Below are 18,821 nucleotides of genomic sequence, written 5' to 3' on the forward strand. Positions count from 1 at the left end.
GTCCTTCGGCGGTATGGATTGCCCGATTTGTGACAGAAGATGACGGCGATTCACTGTATCTTTGCGTCATTGTCGTGTTATCTTTGCGCCATGCCCGAGAACGATCCCGCACCCGGCCTGCGTGTCGGCTTCATCCTGGCCCGTCGCTTCACGCTGTCGGCCTTTGCCAACTTCATCGACGTCCTGCGCCTGGCCGCGGACGAGGGCGACCGTTCGCGCCCCATCCGCTGCAGCTGGAGCGTGCTGTCCGCCAGCCGCGACCCTGTCCGTTCCAGCTGCGGCATCGCCGTGACCCCGGACGAGCGTTTGGGTGACCCGTCGCGCTTCGACTATGTCGTGGTGGTTGGCGGCCTGATCGACCAGGCCGAGACGCTTGACCCCGAGCAGACCGAGTTCTTGCAGCGTGCCGCCGGTGCCGGGGTGGCGCTGGTGGGGGTCTGCACTGGCGTCTTCCTGCTGCACCGGGCCGGGCTGATGAACGGCTATCGCTGCTGTGTCAGCTGGTTTCACCATGACGATTTCCTGGAACAGTTCGACGGGCTGGTGCCGGTGTCCGACCGCATCTTCGTGGTGGACCGCGACCGGCTGACCTGTTCTGGCGGCGCAAGTTCGGCGCATCTGGCCGCCTGGCTGGTCGACCGGCATATCGGCCGCGCCGCCGCGCAGAAAAGCCTGCACATCATGATCATCGACGCAGCCATGGCCGCCGACGATCCGCAGCCAGGCCTGCCGCTGGAGCTGAACAGCCGCGACCCGCTGGTCCGCCGCGCGCTGCTGCTGCTGCAGCAGAACCTGGACGACCCGCCCTCGGTCGCGCAGGTGGCCGAGCGTCTGCAGGTCAGCCGCCGCAAGCTGGAGCGTCACTTCACCGACCGCTTGGGCATGTCGCCGTCAGATGCCTTCCTGCGGGTCAGGCTGTCGCAGGTGCGGATGCTTCTGGGACGGTCCGACCGGACCATCAGCCAGATCGCGGCTGAAACCGGGTTCTGCGACGCGTCCCACCTGATCCGCATCTTCCGAGAGAAGATGGGCGTGACACCCGAGGCCTGGCGGCAGGGCGCCGCGCCGCTGGAGAAGGTCTAGCCTCGCCAGGGCAGGATCTGCCCGCCGCCACGCCGCCCCGCGATGTCGGCCAGAAGGCACAGCCCGAACAGCAGCAGCGTCGACAGGACCGATACGGCGGCTGCGGCGGTCGAGTTCCCCTCGTATTGCAGCGAGAATACCATCACGCCGATGGTTTCATGCCCCGAGGACCAAAGCAGCGCCGACAGCGTCAATTCGTTCAGGGCCGTCATCGCGATCAAAATCGCGCCCGCCAGCGCGGCGGGGAGGACCGAGGGCGCGAAGATGCGCGTCAGCCGCGCGGGCAGGGCGATGCCGGCGATGCGCGCGGCCTCGTCCAGGGCAGGGTCGTCACCCTGCGCCGCCGCCGCGACCGGGCGCAGCACCAGCGGCAGGAACCGCGCCAGATAGGCGATCAGGATGATCGCCGCCGTGCCATAGAGTGACAGGCCGATCATCGGCAGCGGCGGCAGGAAGGCCAGGATCATCGCCAGTGCGACGACGGTGCCCGGCACGACCCAGGGCGCCTCGGCCAGCAGGTCCATGGCCGCCACCGCCGGGCCGGGGCGATGCATCGCCAGATAGGCCAGTGGCAGCGCGACCAGCGTGCAGATCACCGCCGCCGCGCCCGAGAGCATGAGCGAATTCGCGAAGGCTCGCGCCACCGCGTCATTGGCCAGCACCTGCCGATATTGATCCAGGCTGGCCACCTGCAACGAAAACGGCACCCCGATGGCCGGGACCAGCGATGTCAGCACCAGCGCCAGAAGCGGCAGCACCGCAACGGCGAGCACGCTTGCCCAGACCAGCGCCTGCACCCAGACCGGCGCACGGCGCGCGGGAGTGAAGCGGCGCCCGTCCTCGATCCGCATCCGCAAGTGGCGCATCAGAAGCCCGCGCAGCGTCAGCGCCGCCACCGCCATCAGCGTCAGGATCAGCGCCAGCACCGCGACCTGCCCTGCGGCCGAGGGACCAAACGCGTTCAGCCGCTGATAGATCAGCGTCGTCAGCATTGGCACGCGGCCGGGGATCCCCAGAAGCGCCGGGACCCCGAAATTCCCGACCGCCGCCGTGAAGGCCAGCAGCGCACCCGCCAGGGCGGAGGGCAGGGTGATCGGCAGGACGATCCGCGCCAGCACCAGCCGGGGCGGGATGGCGGCGATGCGCGCCGCCTCGATCAGGTCGGCCGGCAGCGACTTCAGCGCGGCGCCGACGGCGATGAAGACCAGCGGCATGTGCTCGATCCCCATGATCAGCGCGATGCCGGGGCCTGAATAGAGGGGATTGCCGCTGCCCGGAGCCGGGGCCACGCCAAGCGGCGCCAGGATCGGCGACTGCGTTCCCAGAAGCTCGATCCAAGCCAGCGCGGTCACCTGCGACGGGATGATCAGCGGCATCAGCGCCAGGAAGGCCAGCACCGTCCGGAAGGGCATCCGCAGCAGGCCCACCGCCAGGGCCAGCCCCGCGCCAAGCGTCACCGATACCGCGACCGACAGCAGCGACAGGGTCAGTGTGTTCCAGAAGGCGCGGCCGGTTGCACGCGACGACAGCGTGTCGCGCATCACGCCCAGCATCCGGCCCTCGTCGCCGGGTGCGAAGGCGGTCAGCAGAAGTTGTCCCAGTGGCCAGATGGTGATCAGGCCGACCCAAGCGCAGAGCGCGATGGCAAGCATGCGCTCGCCACCGCCGGTCCTCGGGTCGCCGAACAGGCGCAGTTCAGCCGCCATAGAGGTCCGCGAAGGTCTGCTTGACCTCGTCGCCGTCAGACAGAAGCCTGGCGTTGTCGGCCTCGATCACCGTCAGCGTGGCGGGGTCGGGATAGCCTCCGGGCGCCTCCATCCCCTCCAGCAGCGGGAAATAGCCCTGATCGACCGACTGCGCCTGGGCTGCCTGCGACAGCTGCCAGTCGACAAAGGCCTTTGCGGCTTCGGGCGCGTCGGTGCCGGCCATAATTGCGACCGGCTGCGTCACCGCCGTCACGCCCTCGGACGGGAAGACGAAGTCCACCGGAGAACCTTGGTCCTTCGCGTTCATCGCCATGTATTCGACCAGCACGCCATAGGCCTTTTCGCCGCGCGCCACGGCCTCGAGGACGGTGCCGTTGCCTTGGCCGGCAACCGCGCCGCCATCAGCCATCGCCTCGATAAATTCCCAGCCCATGTCGGGCTGCTGCACCAGCGTTCCCACATGGATCGCCGCGGCCCCGGAATAGAGCGGCGAGGGCATGATCGTCCGGCTGGCGACATCCGGCTTTGCCAGATCCGCCCAGGACGTCGGCGGCGTGTCCACCAGATTGGCGTTATAGACGATGCCGGTGGTGATCAGCTTCGTGGGGAAGAACATCTGGTCGTCGTCCAGCAGCGCGGGCGAGATGCCGTCGGTCGGCGCCTGAGGATAGGCCATCAGGCGGTCGTCCTGCTTCAGCTGCGTCATGGCGACCGCATCGGCGATCAGAAGCACGTCGGCGGGCGATCCACCGGCGGCGAATTCGGCCTGAAGCTTGGCCATCACCTCGGTCGTGCCGCTGCGGAACAGCTCGACTTCGATCTCGGGGTGCTCCTCGTTGAAGGCGGCGATCACCTCGGTCATCTGGTCCTGCGGCTGCGAGGTGTAGACGGTCAGCGTCTCGGCCTGGGCCGACAGCGCAAAGCCGGTCAGGGCGGTCGTCAGAAGAAGGGTGCGGGTCATGCGATCCTCTTGGAGTTGGAAGCGGGGGTGTCCGGGGTCGGCCGCGGCGGCGTGGCCGACCAGGTGCCGCGGTCGTCGCGCGACAGGGTCAGCAATTCGCAGTTGCGGGGGCGGTGGAACGGCAGGGCCAGCAGGGCCATGATCTCTCTGACGGTGCCGGAATGGGCGACGATCAGCGGCGGGTCCTCAGGGACGGCGGGGGCGGCGATGGCGATCAGGCCGGCGCGGATGCGGTCGCGGAAGGCCAGGGGGCCCTCGCCGCCGTAAGGCGTCGCGTCGCGGGCCAGGACGGCGCGGGGCTGGCCCTCCCATGCGCCCCAGTCGCGTTCCGCCAGCAGCGGCGCAACCTCGACCCGCAGGCCGGGGCGCTGTCGGACAAAGGCGTCGGCCGTCTGGCGCGCGCGCAGCAGGGGGGACACGATCAGGCGGCCGATCGGCAGGTTGCGCCAGGCCCGCGCAGCATCGTCTGCCTGGCGGCGGCCAAGGCTGGTCAGCGGGATGTCGGTTGCACCGCAGACCAGCTCTGCCGCGTTCAGCGCCGTCTGACCGTGCCGCAGAAGGTGGATCACGGGATGGTCCAGAAGGCTCACCAGGTCAGCCTTTCGCCCTTGGCGATGGGCCAGCCGCTGGCCGTGCGCAACCGGTCCAGCGTACCGGGATCGCAGAAGGCGGCGATCATGGTGCGGGGCGCGCAGGCGGTGACGATGTCACTGGCGCCGCTGAAGGACGGATGCACGTTCCAGCGGTGGAATTCGGCCTTGCCGGCGGCTAGCAGATCCTCGGCCTGGCTGCCCCGGCCGACATGTCCGGTCAGCACGATCCGGGCGCCACCGTCCTGCACGATCCGCTGCGCCAGCGGGCGCGCGGTGCCGCCGTCGAGGTTCGGACTGGCCGCGACCATGATGCCGCGCAGACGCGAATCCTCGTCCAGCTGACCGGTGTGCTGCAGCAGGTGGTCCAGCGCCTCGGCGCTGCCGGCGTTCAGCCAGTCGGTGAAGTCGCGCAGCCGCGTGGCGACCTGACGGTGCGACGAGCAGATCGAGACCGGAAGCCCGTGTCGCAGGAAGGTCCAGGCAATCTCCAGCCCCCGGCCGCCTGCGGGGCAGGGGAACAGGACCGGCCCGTCGGCCAGCGCCAGGATCGTCTGCATCTGCCGCCCCAAGGCCTCGCCCAGGGCGCCATAAGCACTGTCCAGGATCAGCGCTTGCGCGGCAGGCGGCTGGCGATAGCGGAAAAGGACGCTCTCGGCGCTGATGTCTCCGGTATAGAGCAGCCCCTGCGGGCCGCCGATGCGCATCCAGACGGCGCCGGGGGCATGGCCGGCGGGGCCGGTCTCCAGCGGCAGGCCGCAGATCTTGTCCAGCGTCTCAAGGGCAATGGCCTGTTGCAGGGCCGGCTGCCGGGCCAGCGCGATGGTGGGCGAGGTGGCGAAGAGCGGCGGCTTGCCCAGGTCTTCCCACAGCTCCAGCCCGCCGGTGTGGTCGGCATGGCCGTGGCTGAAGAGGATCGCGTCGATCGGGGGCAGGCCCTGCAGGTCCGGCAGTGTCGCGCCGTCGGGACCGCGCCCCAGGTCCAGCAGCAGGTTGCGACCCTGCATCCGCAGCAGGAAGCACGCCGGTCCCTTGACCCCCACGCCCGAAATGGCGACCAGCTCAGGCATCGGCTTGCTCTTTCGCGGTAGCGTCATGGCCCTGGGCGCAGGTCCCGTCGCCGATGACCCACCCGCCAGTGATGTCGATGCCGATCTGCGCATGTGCGGGCAGCGGGCGATCCACCGCCAGCGACAGCGAATCGATGTCGATGCCGCGCGGCAGGACATGCGTCAGATAGCGTCCGTGCAGGAAGGTCTGCGACAGGACCTCGGCCCGCAGATGCCCTGCGCCGGCCGAGAGGCGCAGGTCCGGGCGGTGCAGGCACAGCCAGCCGCGCCCCGGTCGTGCATCGCCCGGCAGAGAAAGCGACGTGCCGCCAAGGACCAGATCGCAGCGACCCTCGTGCGTCGCCGTGATCGCGACCGGCAGCGTGATGCCGTGGTCGATGAAGCGCGCGACTATCGGCGTTGCCGGACGACGGTAGAGGTCTTCGGGCGTGCCGACCTGCTGGATGCGACCGGCATCCATGACGGCGATATGGCTGGCCACCGCCATCGCCTCGTCCTGATCGTGCGTGACAAGGACGAAGGTCGTCCCGGTCGCGGCGTGCAGGCGCCGGAACTCGGCCAGCATGCGGTGGCGCAGATGCGCGTCCAGGTTCGCCAGCGGCTCGTCCAGCAGCAGCAGCGACGGGCGCAGCGCCAGTGACCGTGCCAGCGCGACCCGTTGGCGCTGGCCGCCGGACAGCTGATGCGGTCGCCGGTCGGCCAGATGGGCCAGACCCACGGCCTGCAGCATCTCATCGACCCGGGCCGCGCGTTCCGCATGGGGCAGGCGACGCGCCTTCAGCGCAAAGTCCACATTGCCGCGCACCGTCATGTTGGGCCACAGGGCATAGGACTGGAAGACCATCCCCAGGTCGCGATCCTCGGGCGGCACGAAGCGGCCCGGCCCCAGGATCATCCGGTCGCCGAAATGGAGACTGCCCGAGTCTGGAACCTCGAGCCCGGCGATCAGGCGCAGAAGCGTGGTCTTACCGCAGCCCGAAGGCCCCAGCAGCGCCAGGAACGCCCCGCCAGGCAGGTCCAGGTCGATATCATGCAGCACGCGGGTACTGGAGAATGATTTTGCCAGACCGCTGGCACGGATATTGCGCATTGCCGACACCTTTCGCCGCGGACCTACGGGTGAAACATGTACGGCCTGCGACATGAACATGAAACTCTGGTGACAGGTCGCATGGTTCCCGCGGAATTACACAGGAACTTCGGGGCGCTGCCTTGGTTCAGGGACCTCAAACAGCAGGGGGCGCGGGGTGACGACGATCTATCAAGCGATGTTGCTGCTGGCGGTGGTGCCGCTGTTGCTGGGGATGATCTCGGCCAAGTTGGAGCGGAGCGTGATTTCGATCCCGATCCTGGCGATGTCTGCGGGCATCCTGGCGGGGCCGGCGGTCCTCGGCTGGATCCGACCTCAGGATTGGCCGAACCTGCATGTCATTCTGCGAGAGATTGCGCGCATCACCATCGCGATCAGCGTCCTGGGCATCGCCATCCGCACCCCGCCCGACAGCTGGAAACGGGTCCTGAGGCCGACGGCGGTGCTGCTGACGCTGGGCATGGCGGGGATGTGGGCCATGTCCAGCCTAGTCGCCTGGGGGGTGCTTGGGGCAGGGGCCGCGACGGCGCTGCTGATCGGGGCGATCCTGACGCCTACCGACCCTGTCGTCGCGACCTCGATCGTGACGGGACCGTTTGCAGAAAACATCCTGCCGGACAGGTTGCGCAGCACGCTGTCGCTCGAATCGGGCGCGAATGACGGGCTGGGCTTTCTGTTCGTCATGCTTCCGCTGACGGTGCTGATGGACGGACAGACGCTTGACGGCATGCGGGTGGCCGAGATCCTGTTCAAGGAAGTGCTGGGCGCGGTCCTTCTGGGCCTGGGGGCCGGCTGGCTGGTGGCGAGGGCGCTGAAGATCTCGGACCGGTACAAGCTGGCCGAGCAGCATTCCCTACATGGGCTGACCCTTGCGCTGTCGCTGGCGGCACTGGGCCTGTCGCGCACGATCGGGGTCGACGGCATCCTGACCGCCTTCTCGGCAGGCGCGGGCTTCTGCTTCTTTGCCGACCGGCGCGAGGACTTCGAGGAGCAGTCGGTGCAGGAGACGATCAGCAAACTGCTGACGGTGCCGATCTTCTCCCTGTTCGGCCTGGCGATCCCGTGGAGCGGCTGGGCATCCCTCGGGTGGCCGCTCCTGGTGCTGGTGGCGGGCATCCTGGTGCTGCGACGTCCGCCGGTCGTGGCGGTGCTGGCCCCGTGGCTGGGGGGCGGCCTCTGCCGGCGCGACCTGCTGTTCGCGGGCTGGTTCGCCCCCATCGGCGTGGCCGCGATCTTCTACAGCCTCGACGCATCCGAGAAAACGGGCGACATGATCTTCTGGCACGTCGCCAGCGCGATGGTCGCCACATCGATCGTGATCCACGGCGTCACGGCGGCGCCCGCCGTGCGGCGCTACGGCGCCTCGTCGCGCTCGTGCAGTTCCGGGGGGGACAGCCGGAAGAGATAGGCCGCCATGTCGGCCGCCACGTCTCGCGACACGTCGAGATTCGGCATCGCGCTCAGCGGATCGACCTTCTGCGGGTCCATGATCCAGCGGATCATGTTCTCGGGCGTGTTCGGCAGCACGCCGGCGATATAGCGCCGCGAGCCTGCACGTTCCAGAGACGGCCCCACGTGAACCTTTCGTCCCACCAGGCCGGGGATGATGTGGCAGGACCGGCAGGCATATTGCTGCATCAGCAACGGGGCGCGGTCGGGATCGGCGTCCAAGGAGGTCGGGGCCGCAGGTTCCGGGCGGGGCTGTGGCGCGGACGCCAGCAACGCCTGGTATTCCGCGGGGGACAGGTCCGGAAGCGCCTCGACCAGCGCGGTGACGTCCCACATCTCGTCCTCGGTCATGCGCTGCTGCCAGGCGGGCATGCCGCTCATCTTCAGGCCCTCGCTGACAAAGCGATAGATCTGTTCCGGCGACCGGTTCATCGCCATGTCCACCGGGTTCGTCGGCACCGGCAGCATGGCCAGCGCGAAATCCTCGGGCGGCAGGCCGGGTGCGCCGTGGCAGCGCGCGCAGTTGTCCTGAAACATCGCAGCGTTCTGCGGCGTGGCAATGGGGGTGAAACCGTCGGGCAGGTCGATGCCGCTGCTGTCCAGCGCGATCACCGCGTCGCGGCCAAGCGCGATCGCGCCATAGACCCAGGCCGGGTGCTGCCGGACGGCGGAAAGGTTGTAGAACTCTCCCAGCAGCAGCACGCCCGCACCTGCCGCGGCGATGGAGCCGGTCGAGACCAGGAATGCGCCAAGCCAGCGTCTCATCATGTTCCCCCGTGGGCGAGAAGATAACGGGCGATCAGCTGCGCCTCGTCCCCCGAGAGGCCGAGGTCAGGCATCGCGCTGCGCGGGTCGATGGCCTGCGGATCAAGGATGAAGGCCGTCAGCATGTCGAGCGTGTTCGGCGCCACACCCGCGACATAGGCCTTTTCGGCCTGACCCGTCAGCGGCGGGCCGGTGTTGGGCGCCGGCCCGGCCATGCCCGGCACGGTATGGCAGGACCAGCAGCCATGCGCGCGGATCAGCGCCTGCGCGCGCGCGGTTTCGTCCTGCGACAACTGGCCGGGCGGCTGGCAGAAGCTTAGGGCAAGGGAAAACAGCAGCGGCGTCCTCATCTGGCGGTCCTCTGCATCCGGCGGTCGGTGTCCGACAGCAGCCGCGCCATCAGCGACACCGCCGTGCCGATGAAGATCGCGCAGCAGGGGACCCACATGATCAGCCCGCCCAGCTGCTGGTCCTGCATCCGGTCCAGCCCCCAGGCGCCGCCGCGATAGGCCGGATACCACAGCACCTGCGACGTCGTCAGCAGCGCCGCCAGCGCGCAGGAATGGACGGCGGTCGCGAAGACCGCGAAGAAGGCGCCGACCCGGCCCTCGGCCCGCGGACGTTCCAGCACGGCATGCCAGAACAACATCGCCGCGCCGAGAAAGCTGAAATGCTGCGCCGCGTGGACCCCGTCCGACAGCAGCGCCGCCTGATGCAGCGGCGGCAGGTGCCATCCCCACAGGACCACGAAATAGGTGATCCAGGCCCCGAGAGGATGCGACAGCCAGCGCCAGGGCCGCGCGTCGCCCGCCCGCGCCAGCGGCTCCCGCCACGATTGCGGCATCGCCCACAGCGCGACCAGACCGGGGCGACCCAGGACCATCAGCGGCGCGGCGATCAGCATCAGCGCGAAGTGCTGGATCATGTGTGCCGTCAGCAACAGCCGGGTCAGGTCCGACAGGCGCGACAGCAGCAGCCCGGCCGCCAGCAGGTATCCCGCCGCGAACAGCGCGACCCGTATGCGGCTGATCCCGCGCCCGACGCCCCCCTGCCGCCATATCCGCAGAACACCCAAGGCGTAGATCGCGCCGCCCACAGACAGCGGCACCAGCGCCCAGATGTCGTTGACCGGGGCGGCATGACCATCATGCGCCAGCGCGGTCGTTGGCAGGAACAGCAGGGCAAAGAAGAGCGCTCTCATCTTCAGACTCCCGTGCAGAGCTCGATCCAGAAGGAACCGGCATATTCGACGACGATCCCGCCGCAGGCGGCGGCGCACAGCATGAAGCCCACCAGCGCCATCATGCGCAGACGCTCGGCACTGCGATGGGGGCGGACCTTGCGGCCGCGGCGCAGCGCATGGAGTGCCGCACCAAAGCCCGCCGCGCACATGGTCAGCACAACTGCGGTCAGAACATGATAGGGCCAGCGGACCTGGAATTCGCACAGCCACGGTGCCATTGCATAGCCGCCGCCCTGGTGCAGCGCCCAGGCCATCGGCGCCAGGAACCAGCCGACCCAGGGGGTCAGCGCCTCGCGCCCCTCCTGCCGGGCCAGGATCAGGTCGCTGTCCTCGTCCTTCGTCTCGGGCGGGCGATGGCTTTCGGGCTTGCGGGTCATGAGAGCACCCGCGGCACCCAATAAAGCACCAGGTAGATCGGCAGGAACACCGCCGCGACGAAATACCAGTAGAGCGTGTCGACCACGACGCCCAGCTGCCGCTCTGGTGTGAAATAGCCGCGCCAGGCCAGGACCGACACGACCGCTGTACCCAGGATGGCTGACACGATGTGGGTGTAGTGAAACCCCGTGATCGTCCACAGCATCGACCCATAGGCGTGATCGTCCCACCGGATGTCCAGTTCGGTGAACTGCACCGACCGCGCCACCAGCGCGAGTGACGCGATGGCGACGCTGGCGGTCACGCCGATCGCCAGCTGCCGCTTGCGGCCTGCGTCCGATCCCTTGCCGGCCCACCACATCGTCCAGCTGCTGGCGGGCAGCAGGCACAGCACGATCGTCGGCCACAGAAGGTCCGGCGGATCGACGCCCTCGGGCGGCCAGGCCGGCGACTGCAGCGCCAGATAGAAATAGCTGGTCAGCAGCGTGGCGACCACTGCGGCCTCGATGGCAACGGCGCCCAGGACCCCCCACCACAGGGGGTGATGATGCGGGTCGTAGGAGGGATGTTCGGACGCATCGACGGTCACGCGGACATGCATGTTCACTCCTCCCGATAGGGGTGGCGGGGCCAGAACCACAGCACGAAGGTCGCGAAGACGGCCAGGATGCCCACGACATAGAACCACGGGCTGAAGATCAGTCCGATGAAGCCGACCGAGGCCGCGACGGCTGACACGAAAGGCCAGGGCGTCGGCCCCGGCAGCACCTGGACCATCGCCGGGCGCGCATCCAGCAGCGTGGTCACCAGCGTCTCGCGGCGATCGTCGCGCAGGCCGCCCACCACCGGGCGTTCGTCGTCCTGCTGCCAGTCCCAGATCGGCGTGTGGCTGTCGATGACCGGCGGCTGCGGAAAGTTGCTGTTCAGGGGCGGCGAGGCGGTGGCCCATTCCAGCGTGGTCGCATTCCAGGGGTTGTCGCCCGCAACCTCTCCGCAAAACACGCTGCGGATCGCGTTGATCAGCGTCAGCCCGAAGCCCGCCGCCAGAACGAAAGACCCCGCCGTCGCCAGCTGGTTCAGGAACTGCCAGCCCATTTCGGGTACGTAGGTATAGACGCGGCGCGGCATCCCCTCCAGCCCCAGCTGGTGCATGGGAAAGAAGGTCAGGTTGAATCCCAGGAAGATCAGCAGCGCGCTCCACCAGCCGAGGCGCTCGGACATCATCCGGCCGGTCATCTTCGGAAACCAGTAGTAAAGCCCCGCCATCAGCGGAAAGACCGCGCCGCCGACCAGGACATAATGGAAATGCGCCACGACGAAATAGCTGTCATGCACCTGCCGGTCGAAGGGCACCGACGCGACCATGACCCCGGTCAGGCCGCCCGCGATGAAGACCGCGAAGAAGCACAGCACGAACAGCATCGGCGTGGCGAAGCGGATCTTTGCCCCCCACATGGTCGCGATCCAGCAATAGACCTGCACGCCTGAAGGAATGGCGATCATCGAAGATGCCGCCATGAAGAAGCTGCGCCCCATCAGCGGCAGGCCGGTCGTGTACATGTGGTGGACCCAGAGGCCGAAGGACACCATCCCGATGCCCACCATCGCCAGCACCAGCGCGGTGTATCCGAAGACCGGGCGCTGCGTGAAGGTCACGATGATCGTGGTGACGATGCCGAGCGCGGGGACCAGGATGATATAGACCTCGGGGTGGCCGAAGAACCAGAAGAGGTGCTGCCACAGAAGGGGCGACCCACCGCCCTCGGTCACGAAGAACTGCGTGTCCACCAGCCGGTCCATCATCAGCATCGCGGATGCGACGATGACCGACGGCATCGCGAACAGCATCATGAAGGACATGACCAGAACCGCCCAGACGAAGATCGGCAGCCGGTTCAGGGACATGCCCGGTGCGCGCAGCTTGAAGATCGTCACGATCAGCTCGACCGCGGCGGTCAGGGCGGATACCTCGATGAAGGTGATCATCGTGGTCCAGATGTCGACGCCATAGCCGGGGGCGAATTCCTTGTTCGACAGCGGGACGTAATTGAACCAGCCGGCAGCCGGCGCCATGCCTAGGAACAGCGACAGGAAGAAGGCAGATCCGCCGATCAGGTAGACATAGTACCCGAAGGCATTGAGGCGCGGAAACGCCATGTCGCGGGCGCCGATCATCAGGGGCGCGACATAAATCGCCACCCCCTCCATCGCCGGAATCGCGAACAGGAACATCATCGCCGTTCCGTGGACGGTCATGATCTGGTTGTACTGGTCCGGCGTCAGCAGGTCGTTCAGCGGCACCAGAAGCTGCAGCCGCATGGCCAGCGCCAGAACGCCCGACAGGAGGAAGAACACGAAGGACGTGACGATGAACCGCCGTCCGATCGCCGTGTGGTTCACCGGCATGAACCAGCCCAGGAACCCCGTGGGCGATGCCCAGGTCCGCTCGATCCGGGCCAGGCGCTCTCGGCCTTCGTCGTCGGTGCGTTCCCGCAGGTCCAGCGCAGGTGTCGCGTCGGTCATTCCAGCGCCTCCAGATAGGTCAACAGGGCGTCGAGGTCGTCGGATGGCGGGGCGAAGGCGGGCATCAGCGCGCCGGGCTTGATGTCCTGCGGGCTGGTGATCCAGCCGCCCAGGTTCCCGCGGGAGTTCGGGATCGTCGCTGCCGCCAGCGTGCGGCGCGAGGCCAGGTGGGTCAGATCGGGGCCCTTCTGGCCATCGGCCGCAGTGCCGCGGATCGCGTGGCATTCGCCGCAGCCCAGGTCCATGAAGACCTGAAGCCCACGGCCTTCCCTGACCACGGCGCCGGCGGCCTGCGCCTGCAACCAGCGGTCGAAGTCCTGCGGCGCGTCGGCCTGGACGACAAACCCCATCAGCCCGTGCTGCAGGCCGCAGAACTCGGCACACTGGCCGCGCCAGCGCCCGGCGACGTCGGGTTCGGCATAAAGCGTGTTGACCTTGCCGGGGACCAGGTCGGTCTTGCCCTGAAGGTTCGGCGCCCAGAAGCTGTGAATCACGTTGTCCGACATCAGCCGAAGCGTGGCGCGCTGGCCGACCGGCAGGTGCAGCTCGTTCGCGGTGGTGGCGATGACGCGGCCGTCGCGGTCCAGATACCGGAACTCCCACCACCAGCGCTTGCCGTGAACCTCGATGACGGGGCCAGAGCTGCCGGCGTCGCCCTCGACCTCGTCGCCGATCATCACGCCCGACAGGCTGACCGCGACAATGGCGGCGATGGGGGCGATGACGCCGCCGATCACCACCATGACCGTCGCGTTGCGAAACGAGATCCGGCGCGCCTCGCGCTTGTGGCGCAGCGCAACCCCGGTGATCAACAGGCCCATGGTGACGACGAAGATAAAGGTCGCCGTCGCGAACATCCACCAGGCCAAGTCCGCGACCATCCGCGCGTCATCGCTGGCGGGCGACAGGACGGACTGCACCCCCTCGCATCCCGACAGCGCGGCTGCCATGGTGGCGCCAAGAACGACCCTTCGTGGCCTCGCGTTGATGCGGCGCTCAGGCCGCATGGGGGTCCCTGTCCCGCGCGGGGGCATGTCTGTCCGGTCCGTGGCGGACCGCGGCGGCTGTCATGCTGACGCTCCCTCTGTCTGACCGGACCGGACCGGCGCCCGTCGTCCGGCTGCCTAAACAAGCAACCGCGCCGGTTGTTCCTGCACCGGCCGCACATGCACATCGCTTGACCCGGCCGATAGTTTTTTTACTGTCAACGAAATTCATGCGGCCGCAGGTGGTCCGTGCGGTTTACCGACGCGCCGATCGGTGATGCTGGATCGTGACGGTTCCGCGCCATGTCGCCGAACCGCAGGTCATTAGGAGGGAGATCCCATGCCGACTTCACTGGTTCTCGAACGCAAGGGTCAGCTGTCGCTGCGCGACTTCCCGCTGGACACGAACCTCGGTCCGACCGACGTGCGCATCGCGGTCCGCACTGTCGGCGTCTGCGGGTCTGACGTGCACTATTACACCCACGGCAAGATCGGCCCCTTCGTCGTGAACGAGCCCATGGTCCTCGGCCACGAGGCTTCGGGCGTCGTGATCGAGGTCGGCCAACAGGTTCGCCACCTGTCCGTGGGCGACCGCGTCTGCATGGAGCCGGGGATCCCCGACCCGCAGTCGCGCGCCTCGAAGCTGGGCATCTACAACGTCGATCCGGCGGTGCGCTTCTGGGCGACGCCGCCCATCCACGGCTGCCTGACGCCAGAGGTCGTGCATCCCGCCGCCTTCACCTATCGGTTGCCGGATCATGTGTCCTTCGCTGAAGGCGCGATGGTCGAACCCTTCGCGATCGGGATGCAGGCTGCCATGCGGGCGCGCATCCAGCCGGGCGACATCGCAGTCGTCACCGGCGCGGGGCCCATCGGCATGATGACGGCGCTGGCGGCGCTGGCCGGCGGGTGCTCCAAGGTCTATGTCAGCGACCTGGCCCAGCCAAAGCTGGACATCATCGGCGCCTATCCGGGCATCGAGACGATCAACATCCGCGAGACCCCGGCGGCCGAGGCAATCGCCAAGGCCACCGACGACTGGGGCGCCGATGTCGTGTTCGAATGTTCCGGCGCGGCGCCTGCCATTCTCGGCGTGCCGCAGCTGGCGCGTCCCGGCGGGACCATCGTGCTGGTCGGCATGCCGGTCGATCCGGTGCCCTTCGACATCGTGGGTCTGCAGGCCAAGGAGCTGCGGGTCGAGACGGTGTTCCGCTATGCCAACGTCTATGACCGAGCGATTTCCCTGATCGCGGCCGGCAAGGTGGACCTGAAGCCGCTGATCTCTCTGACGGTGCCATTCGCAGACAGCATCGCCGCCTTCGACCGCGCCGTCGAGGGACGCGAGACCGACGTCAAGATCCAGATCGAAATGCCGGTGGAATAAGGGGGCAGGGATGTATCTTGGACTGGATATCGGCACCTCGGGGGTCAAGGCGATCCTCTTGGACGGCAGCTTCGCCGAGATCGGCGCCGCGCATGCGCCCCTGACCGTATCGCGCCCCGCGCCCGGCTGGTCCGAGCAGGACCCCGACAGCTGGATCGCCGCCTGCGAGGCGGTGATCGGCGAGCTGGCCGCATCCCGGCCCGAGGCGATGGCCACGTTGCGCGGCATCGGCCTGTCGGGCCACATGCACGGTGCCACCCTGCTGGACGCGTCGGACCGTCCGCTGCGCCCCTGCATCCTGTGGAACGACGGACGGTCTGGCGACCAATGCGCCGAATTGGAATCACGGGCCGACTTCCGTGGCATCGGCGGCAACATCGTCATGGCCGGTTTCACGGCGCCCAAGCTGCTGTGGGTCGCGCAGAATGAGCCTGTTATCTTCGAGCGCACAGCCAAGGTCCTGCTGCCCAAGGACTATGTCCGGTTGTGGCTGACCGGAGAGCACGTGTCTGACATGTCAGATGCCGCGGGGACGCTGTGGCTGGACGTCAAGCGCCGCGACTGGTCGGACGACCTGCTGGCCGCGACCGGCTTGTCGCGCAACCACATGCCCGCTCTGGTCGAGGGGACCGCGCTTTCCGGTCATCTGCGGCGCGATCTGGCGCAGCGTTGGGGCGTTCCGCAGGTGCCGGTGGCTGGCGGCGGCGGCGACAATGCCGCGACCGCCTGCGGCATGGGCATCGTCGCACCGGGGACGGGGTTCCTGTCACTGGGAACCTCGGGCGTGTTGTTCGCGGCCACCGACAGCTTCGCCCCAAACACGCAGGACGCGGTGCATGCCTTCTGCCACGCGGTGCCGGAAACCTGGCATCAGATGGGCGTCTTCCTGTCCGCGACCGACGGCTTGACCTGGCTGTCCGAAATCGTGGGTCGTCCGGTCGCTGATCTGGCTGCGTTGCTGCCCACGCAGATCACCGCCCCTGCGTGCTCAGGCTTCCTGCCCTATCTGTCCGGCGAGCGGACGCCTCACAACGACCCCGGTGCCACCGGCGCCTTCTGGGGCCTGACGCGCGCGGCAGGTTTGCCCGACCTCGTACAGTCTGTAATGGAGGGCGTGGCCATGGCCTTCGCCGACTGCGACCGTGCCATGCGGGCCGCCGGATCGGGCCTCGACGCGGCCTATGTCGTCGGCGGCGGTGCGCGGTCCGACCAATGGCTGCAGATCATCGCGGCGGTGACGGGGCTCACTCTGCTGAAGCCGCGCTCGGGCGATCTGGGCGCCGCGCTGGGCGCCGCACGGCTGGCTGCGGCTTGCGCCGAAGATGACATCTCTGACCGCATATTCGCCGCGCCGGCAGTCGGTGCAGAGGTTCGGCCCGAACCGGAACTGGCCGCGCTGTACGCAGAAAAGTACGACACGTTCCGCCGCGCCTACCCGCAGTTGCGCAGCCTGAGCTGAGACTTTTTGCCAGCGTTGACCGGGTAATCCTGGGTGAAGGTCGGGCAAAGGCACGCTGCATTGCAGCGTGCCTTTGCAGTTGCATCATCGCCCTCTGCGTGTGGGCTGATGAAATACGGGCGCATCATGTAAAAAAAGTATTGGAAGAAAGTCTCTGCCGTCGTGGCCTGGCATATTGCCAGGATGCTACCTTGGATCGGCGCCGACAGGAGGGTGGCACCGCGATAGCGGGCCGCGCCGGCGGGAGAGGGGGACATGATGCAGCCGGATCTGGAGCTGGTGCATATCCGCAAGGGTGAATCCTTTGCCGCCTGGAAGCATGGCTATCCGTTTCGGACGGTGCGCTGGCATTTCCACCCCGAATACGAAATCCATCTGGTCGTGGCGACGACCGGCAAATACTACATCGGCGACCATGTCGGCGAATTCGGCCCGGGCCAGTTGATCATGACCGGCCCCAACCTGCCGCAGAACTGGATCAGTGCCACCGCACCCGACGAGGTCGTGCCGCAGCGGACCGAGGTCATCCAGTTCCCAGAAAGCTTCATCGAAAGCGCTCGTGCTGCATTCCCAGAAATGTCCGGTGTGCAGCATCTGCTGGAACGCAGCCGCCGGGGCATCCTGTTTGACGACACGACCAGCCGGGCGGTGCGGCCGCTGATCGGTGCGCTGATCGAGTCGCGCGGCGTCCAGCGGCTGGGGCTGTTCTTCCAGATCCTCGACCTGCTGGCGAACGCGCCGCGGTCGCAGACGCTGGCCAGTCTCAGCTTCGTTCTGGACCTTGAGCGGGCCGAGGACTCCGACATGAACCGCGCGATCGGTCACCTGCGGGAAAACCTGCACGAGCCGCTGAGCGAAGGCGAGCTGGCCGAGTTGACCGGCCAGAGCACAAGCGCCTTCTCGCGGTCGTTCAAGCGCCACACCGGCACGACGCTGGTGCGCTATCGCAACCAGCTGCGCATCGACCTGGCGTGCCACATGCTGCTTTCAGACCCCGACGCCAAGGTGGCCGACATCTGCTTCGAGGTCGGCTTTTCGAACCTGTCGAACTTCAATCGGCATTTTCTCAAGCTGAAGAAGATGTCGCCGTCAGAGTTTCGCGCGACTTTCGCGGCCAACCGCACGATCCGCATGGCAGGTTGACCGTGACACCGATCCCCTGGCCCAAGCCGGGGACCACCAGCTTCATCAAAGGGAGGACCCACATGAAGACCCTGCTCAAGTCCGTATCCATCGCCGCGCTTGGCGTTGCCGCCTCGGCGGGCCTTGCCGCGGCCCAGGACGATCAGCTGAAGATCGGCATGACGTTCCAGGAAATGAACAACCCCTATTTCGTCTCCATGCAGGAGGCGCTGAACGAGGCCGCCGCATCGATCGGCGCCGAGGTCATCGTGACCGACGCGGGTCACGACGTCGCCAAGCAGATCTCGGACGTCGAGGACATGCTGCAGCAGAACATCGACATCCTGCTGCTGAACCCGACCGACAGCGCCGGCGTCGAATCCGCCGTGCGCATGGCCAAGGACCAGGGCGTGGTCGTGGTGGCGGTGGACGCCAACGCAAATGGCCCGGTCGACAGCTTCGTCGGGTCGAAGAACCGCGACGCGGGCTACCAGTCCTGCAAGTATCTTGCCGAAGCCCTTGGCGGCGAAGGCGAGGTCGCGATCCTGGACGGCATCCCCGTCGTTCCGATCCTGGAGCGGGTCGAAGGCTGCAAGGCCGCGCTGGAGGAACACGAGGGCATCACCCTGGTTGACACCCAGAACGGCCGCCAGGACCGTTCGGTTGCCCTGGGCGTGGTCGAGAACATGATCCAGTCGCACCCGAACCTGGCCGGCATCTTCTCGGTCAACGACGGCGGCGCGATGGGAGCGCTGGCCGCCATTCAGGGCTCGGGCCGCGACATCAAGCTGACCTCGGTCGACGGTGCGCCGGAAGCGGTGCAGGCCATCGCCCAGGGCGGCCCGTTCATCGAGACCACCGCGCAGTTCCCGCGCGACCAGATCCGCGTTGGTCTGGGCATGGCGCTGGCCCAGCATTGGGGCGCCAGCGTGGTCCCGAAAGAGGTGCCGATCGACGTCCAGGTCGTCGATGCGGAAAACGCAGCCGACTTCAGCTGGTAATGCGCTTGAAC

The 18,821-nt window shown here is 67.7% G+C and carries 18 protein-coding genes; 6 read left to right on the forward strand and 12 right to left on the reverse strand.

The window, feature by feature from the left end; all coding sequences use genetic code 11:
- Positions 1-90: 90 nt before the first annotated feature.
- Positions 91-1,083: a GlxA family transcriptional regulator gene (locus OC184_RS09790; protein ID WP_265507018.1), complete on the forward strand. Its 993-nt coding sequence runs from the start codon at positions 91-93 to the stop codon at positions 1,081-1,083.
- Here the strand turns inward: OC184_RS09790 and OC184_RS09795 are convergent.
- From OC184_RS09795 to OC184_RS09815, 5 genes are read right to left on the reverse strand one after another with little or no spacing between them, the layout of a single operon-like run.
- A complete protein-coding gene (locus OC184_RS09795; protein ID WP_265507019.1) occupies positions 1,080-2,789 on the reverse strand; it encodes an ABC transporter permease in 1,710 nt (569 codons plus the stop codon). The genes OC184_RS09790 and OC184_RS09795 overlap by 4 nt on opposite strands.
- On the reverse strand, positions 2,779-3,750 hold the full coding sequence (locus OC184_RS09800) for an ABC transporter substrate-binding protein (RefSeq protein WP_265507020.1): 972 nt from the start codon (positions 3,748-3,750) through the stop codon (positions 2,779-2,781). Before OC184_RS09800 ends, OC184_RS09795 begins: the two co-directional genes overlap by 11 nt.
- Positions 3,747-4,340, reverse strand: coding sequence for a histidine phosphatase family protein (locus OC184_RS09805; RefSeq protein WP_265507021.1), 594 nt, complete (start codon positions 4,338-4,340; stop codon positions 3,747-3,749). Before OC184_RS09805 ends, OC184_RS09800 begins: the two co-directional genes overlap by 4 nt.
- A complete protein-coding gene (locus tag OC184_RS09810) occupies positions 4,337-5,410 on the reverse strand; it encodes an MBL fold metallo-hydrolase (RefSeq protein WP_265507022.1) in 1,074 nt (357 codons plus the stop codon). Before OC184_RS09810 ends, OC184_RS09805 begins: the two co-directional genes overlap by 4 nt.
- Positions 5,403-6,500, reverse strand: a complete 1,098-nt coding sequence (locus OC184_RS09815) for an ABC transporter ATP-binding protein (RefSeq protein ID WP_265507023.1) — start codon at positions 6,498-6,500, stop codon at positions 5,403-5,405. Before OC184_RS09815 ends, OC184_RS09810 begins: the two co-directional genes overlap by 8 nt.
- 157 nt (positions 6,501-6,657) lie before the next feature.
- Here OC184_RS09815 and OC184_RS09820 point away from each other — a divergent pair, with 157 nt between their 5' ends.
- A complete protein-coding gene (locus OC184_RS09820) occupies positions 6,658-7,908 on the forward strand; it encodes a cation:proton antiporter (protein ID WP_265507024.1) in 1,251 nt (416 codons plus the stop codon).
- On the opposite strand, the gene OC184_RS09825 is transcribed toward OC184_RS09820, so the two are convergent.
- From OC184_RS09825 to OC184_RS09855, 7 genes are read right to left on the reverse strand one after another with little or no spacing between them, the layout of a single operon-like run.
- Complete coding sequence (locus OC184_RS09825) at positions 7,854-8,714, reverse strand: c-type cytochrome (RefSeq protein ID WP_265507025.1); 861 nt, start codon at positions 8,712-8,714, stop codon at positions 7,854-7,856. The two genes, OC184_RS09820 and OC184_RS09825, sit on opposite strands and share 55 nt — an antisense overlap.
- Positions 8,714-9,064 (reverse strand): c-type cytochrome, encoded by a 351-nt coding sequence (locus tag OC184_RS09830; protein ID WP_265507026.1) that lies wholly within the window; start codon positions 9,062-9,064, stop codon positions 8,714-8,716. The genes OC184_RS09825 and OC184_RS09830 overlap by 1 nt, the downstream gene beginning before the upstream one ends.
- Entirely contained in the window at positions 9,061-9,915 is an 855-nt protein-coding gene (locus tag OC184_RS09835; RefSeq protein ID WP_265507027.1) for a cytochrome c oxidase assembly protein, read from the reverse strand. The genes OC184_RS09830 and OC184_RS09835 overlap by 4 nt, the downstream gene beginning before the upstream one ends.
- 2 nt (positions 9,916-9,917) lie before the next feature.
- The gene (locus OC184_RS09840; RefSeq protein ID WP_265507028.1) at positions 9,918-10,334 is read right to left on the reverse strand and encodes a hypothetical protein; all 417 of its coding nucleotides are present in this window, start codon (positions 10,332-10,334) and stop codon (positions 9,918-9,920) included.
- On the reverse strand, positions 10,331-10,936 hold the full coding sequence (locus OC184_RS09845; RefSeq protein ID WP_265507029.1) for a cytochrome c oxidase subunit 3: 606 nt from the start codon (positions 10,934-10,936) through the stop codon (positions 10,331-10,333). Before OC184_RS09845 ends, OC184_RS09840 begins: the two co-directional genes overlap by 4 nt.
- A gap of 2 nt (positions 10,937-10,938) precedes the next feature.
- Complete coding sequence (ctaD, locus tag OC184_RS09850; protein WP_265507030.1) at positions 10,939-12,858, reverse strand: cytochrome c oxidase subunit I; 1,920 nt, start codon at positions 12,856-12,858, stop codon at positions 10,939-10,941.
- Entirely contained in the window at positions 12,855-13,865 is a 1,011-nt protein-coding gene (locus tag OC184_RS09855) for a cytochrome c oxidase subunit II (RefSeq protein WP_265507031.1), read from the reverse strand. The genes ctaD and OC184_RS09855 overlap by 4 nt, the downstream gene beginning before the upstream one ends.
- A 319-nt stretch (positions 13,866-14,184) precedes the next feature.
- Between OC184_RS09855 and OC184_RS09860 the strand changes: the two genes are divergently transcribed.
- From OC184_RS09860 to OC184_RS09875, 4 genes are all read left to right on the forward strand, one after another.
- Positions 14,185-15,228, forward strand: coding sequence for an NAD(P)-dependent alcohol dehydrogenase (locus OC184_RS09860; protein WP_265507032.1), 1,044 nt, complete (start codon positions 14,185-14,187; stop codon positions 15,226-15,228).
- Positions 15,229-15,238: 10 nt separating this feature from the next.
- Complete coding sequence (gene xylB / locus OC184_RS09865; RefSeq protein ID WP_265507033.1) at positions 15,239-16,687, forward strand: xylulokinase; 1,449 nt, start codon at positions 15,239-15,241, stop codon at positions 16,685-16,687.
- 258 nt (positions 16,688-16,945) lie between these two features.
- Complete coding sequence (locus OC184_RS09870; protein WP_265507034.1) at positions 16,946-17,830, forward strand: AraC family transcriptional regulator; 885 nt, start codon at positions 16,946-16,948, stop codon at positions 17,828-17,830.
- A gap of 62 nt (positions 17,831-17,892) precedes the next feature.
- A complete protein-coding gene (locus tag OC184_RS09875) occupies positions 17,893-18,810 on the forward strand; it encodes an ABC transporter substrate-binding protein (RefSeq protein ID WP_265507035.1) in 918 nt (305 codons plus the stop codon).
- Positions 18,811-18,821 lie beyond the last annotated feature (11 nt).

The sequence above is a fragment of the Paracoccus rhizosphaerae genome, from assembly GCF_026162645.1.
GTDB classification, from domain to species: domain Bacteria; phylum Pseudomonadota; class Alphaproteobacteria; order Rhodobacterales; family Rhodobacteraceae; genus Paracoccus; species Paracoccus rhizosphaerae.

Coding starts and splice junctions, on each gene's coding strand:
- OC184_RS09790 (WP_265507018.1), top strand. CDS start 91: ATGCCCGAGAACGATCCCGCACCCGGCCTGCGTGTCGGCTTCATCCTG.
- OC184_RS09795 (WP_265507019.1), bottom strand. CDS start 2,789: ATGGCGGCTGAACTGCGCCTGTTCGGCGACCCGAGGACCGGCGGTGGC.
- OC184_RS09800 (WP_265507020.1), bottom strand. CDS start 3,750: ATGACCCGCACCCTTCTTCTGACGACCGCCCTGACCGGCTTTGCGCTG.
- OC184_RS09810 (WP_265507022.1), bottom strand. CDS start 5,410: ATGCCTGAGCTGGTCGCCATTTCGGGCGTGGGGGTCAAGGGACCGGCG.
- OC184_RS09815 (WP_265507023.1), bottom strand. CDS start 6,500: ATGCGCAATATCCGTGCCAGCGGTCTGGCAAAATCATTCTCCAGTACC.
- OC184_RS09825 (WP_265507025.1), bottom strand. CDS start 8,714: ATGAGACGCTGGCTTGGCGCATTCCTGGTCTCGACCGGCTCCATCGCC.
- OC184_RS09830 (WP_265507026.1), bottom strand. CDS start 9,064: ATGAGGACGCCGCTGCTGTTTTCCCTTGCCCTAAGCTTCTGCCAGCCG.
- OC184_RS09835 (WP_265507027.1), bottom strand. CDS start 9,915: ATGAGAGCGCTCTTCTTTGCCCTGCTGTTCCTGCCAACGACCGCGCTG.
- OC184_RS09840 (WP_265507028.1), bottom strand. CDS start 10,334: ATGACCCGCAAGCCCGAAAGCCATCGCCCGCCCGAGACGAAGGACGAG.
- OC184_RS09845 (WP_265507029.1), bottom strand. CDS start 10,936: ATGCATGTCCGCGTGACCGTCGATGCGTCCGAACATCCCTCCTACGAC.
- ctaD (WP_265507030.1), bottom strand. CDS start 12,858: ATGACCGACGCGACACCTGCGCTGGACCTGCGGGAACGCACCGACGAC.
- OC184_RS09855 (WP_265507031.1), bottom strand. CDS start 13,865: ATGCGGCCTGAGCGCCGCATCAACGCGAGGCCACGAAGGGTCGTTCTT.
- OC184_RS09860 (WP_265507032.1), top strand. CDS start 14,185: ATGCCGACTTCACTGGTTCTCGAACGCAAGGGTCAGCTGTCGCTGCGC.
- xylB (WP_265507033.1), top strand. CDS start 15,239: ATGTATCTTGGACTGGATATCGGCACCTCGGGGGTCAAGGCGATCCTC.
- OC184_RS09870 (WP_265507034.1), top strand. CDS start 16,946: ATGCAGCCGGATCTGGAGCTGGTGCATATCCGCAAGGGTGAATCCTTT.
- OC184_RS09875 (WP_265507035.1), top strand. CDS start 17,893: ATGAAGACCCTGCTCAAGTCCGTATCCATCGCCGCGCTTGGCGTTGCC.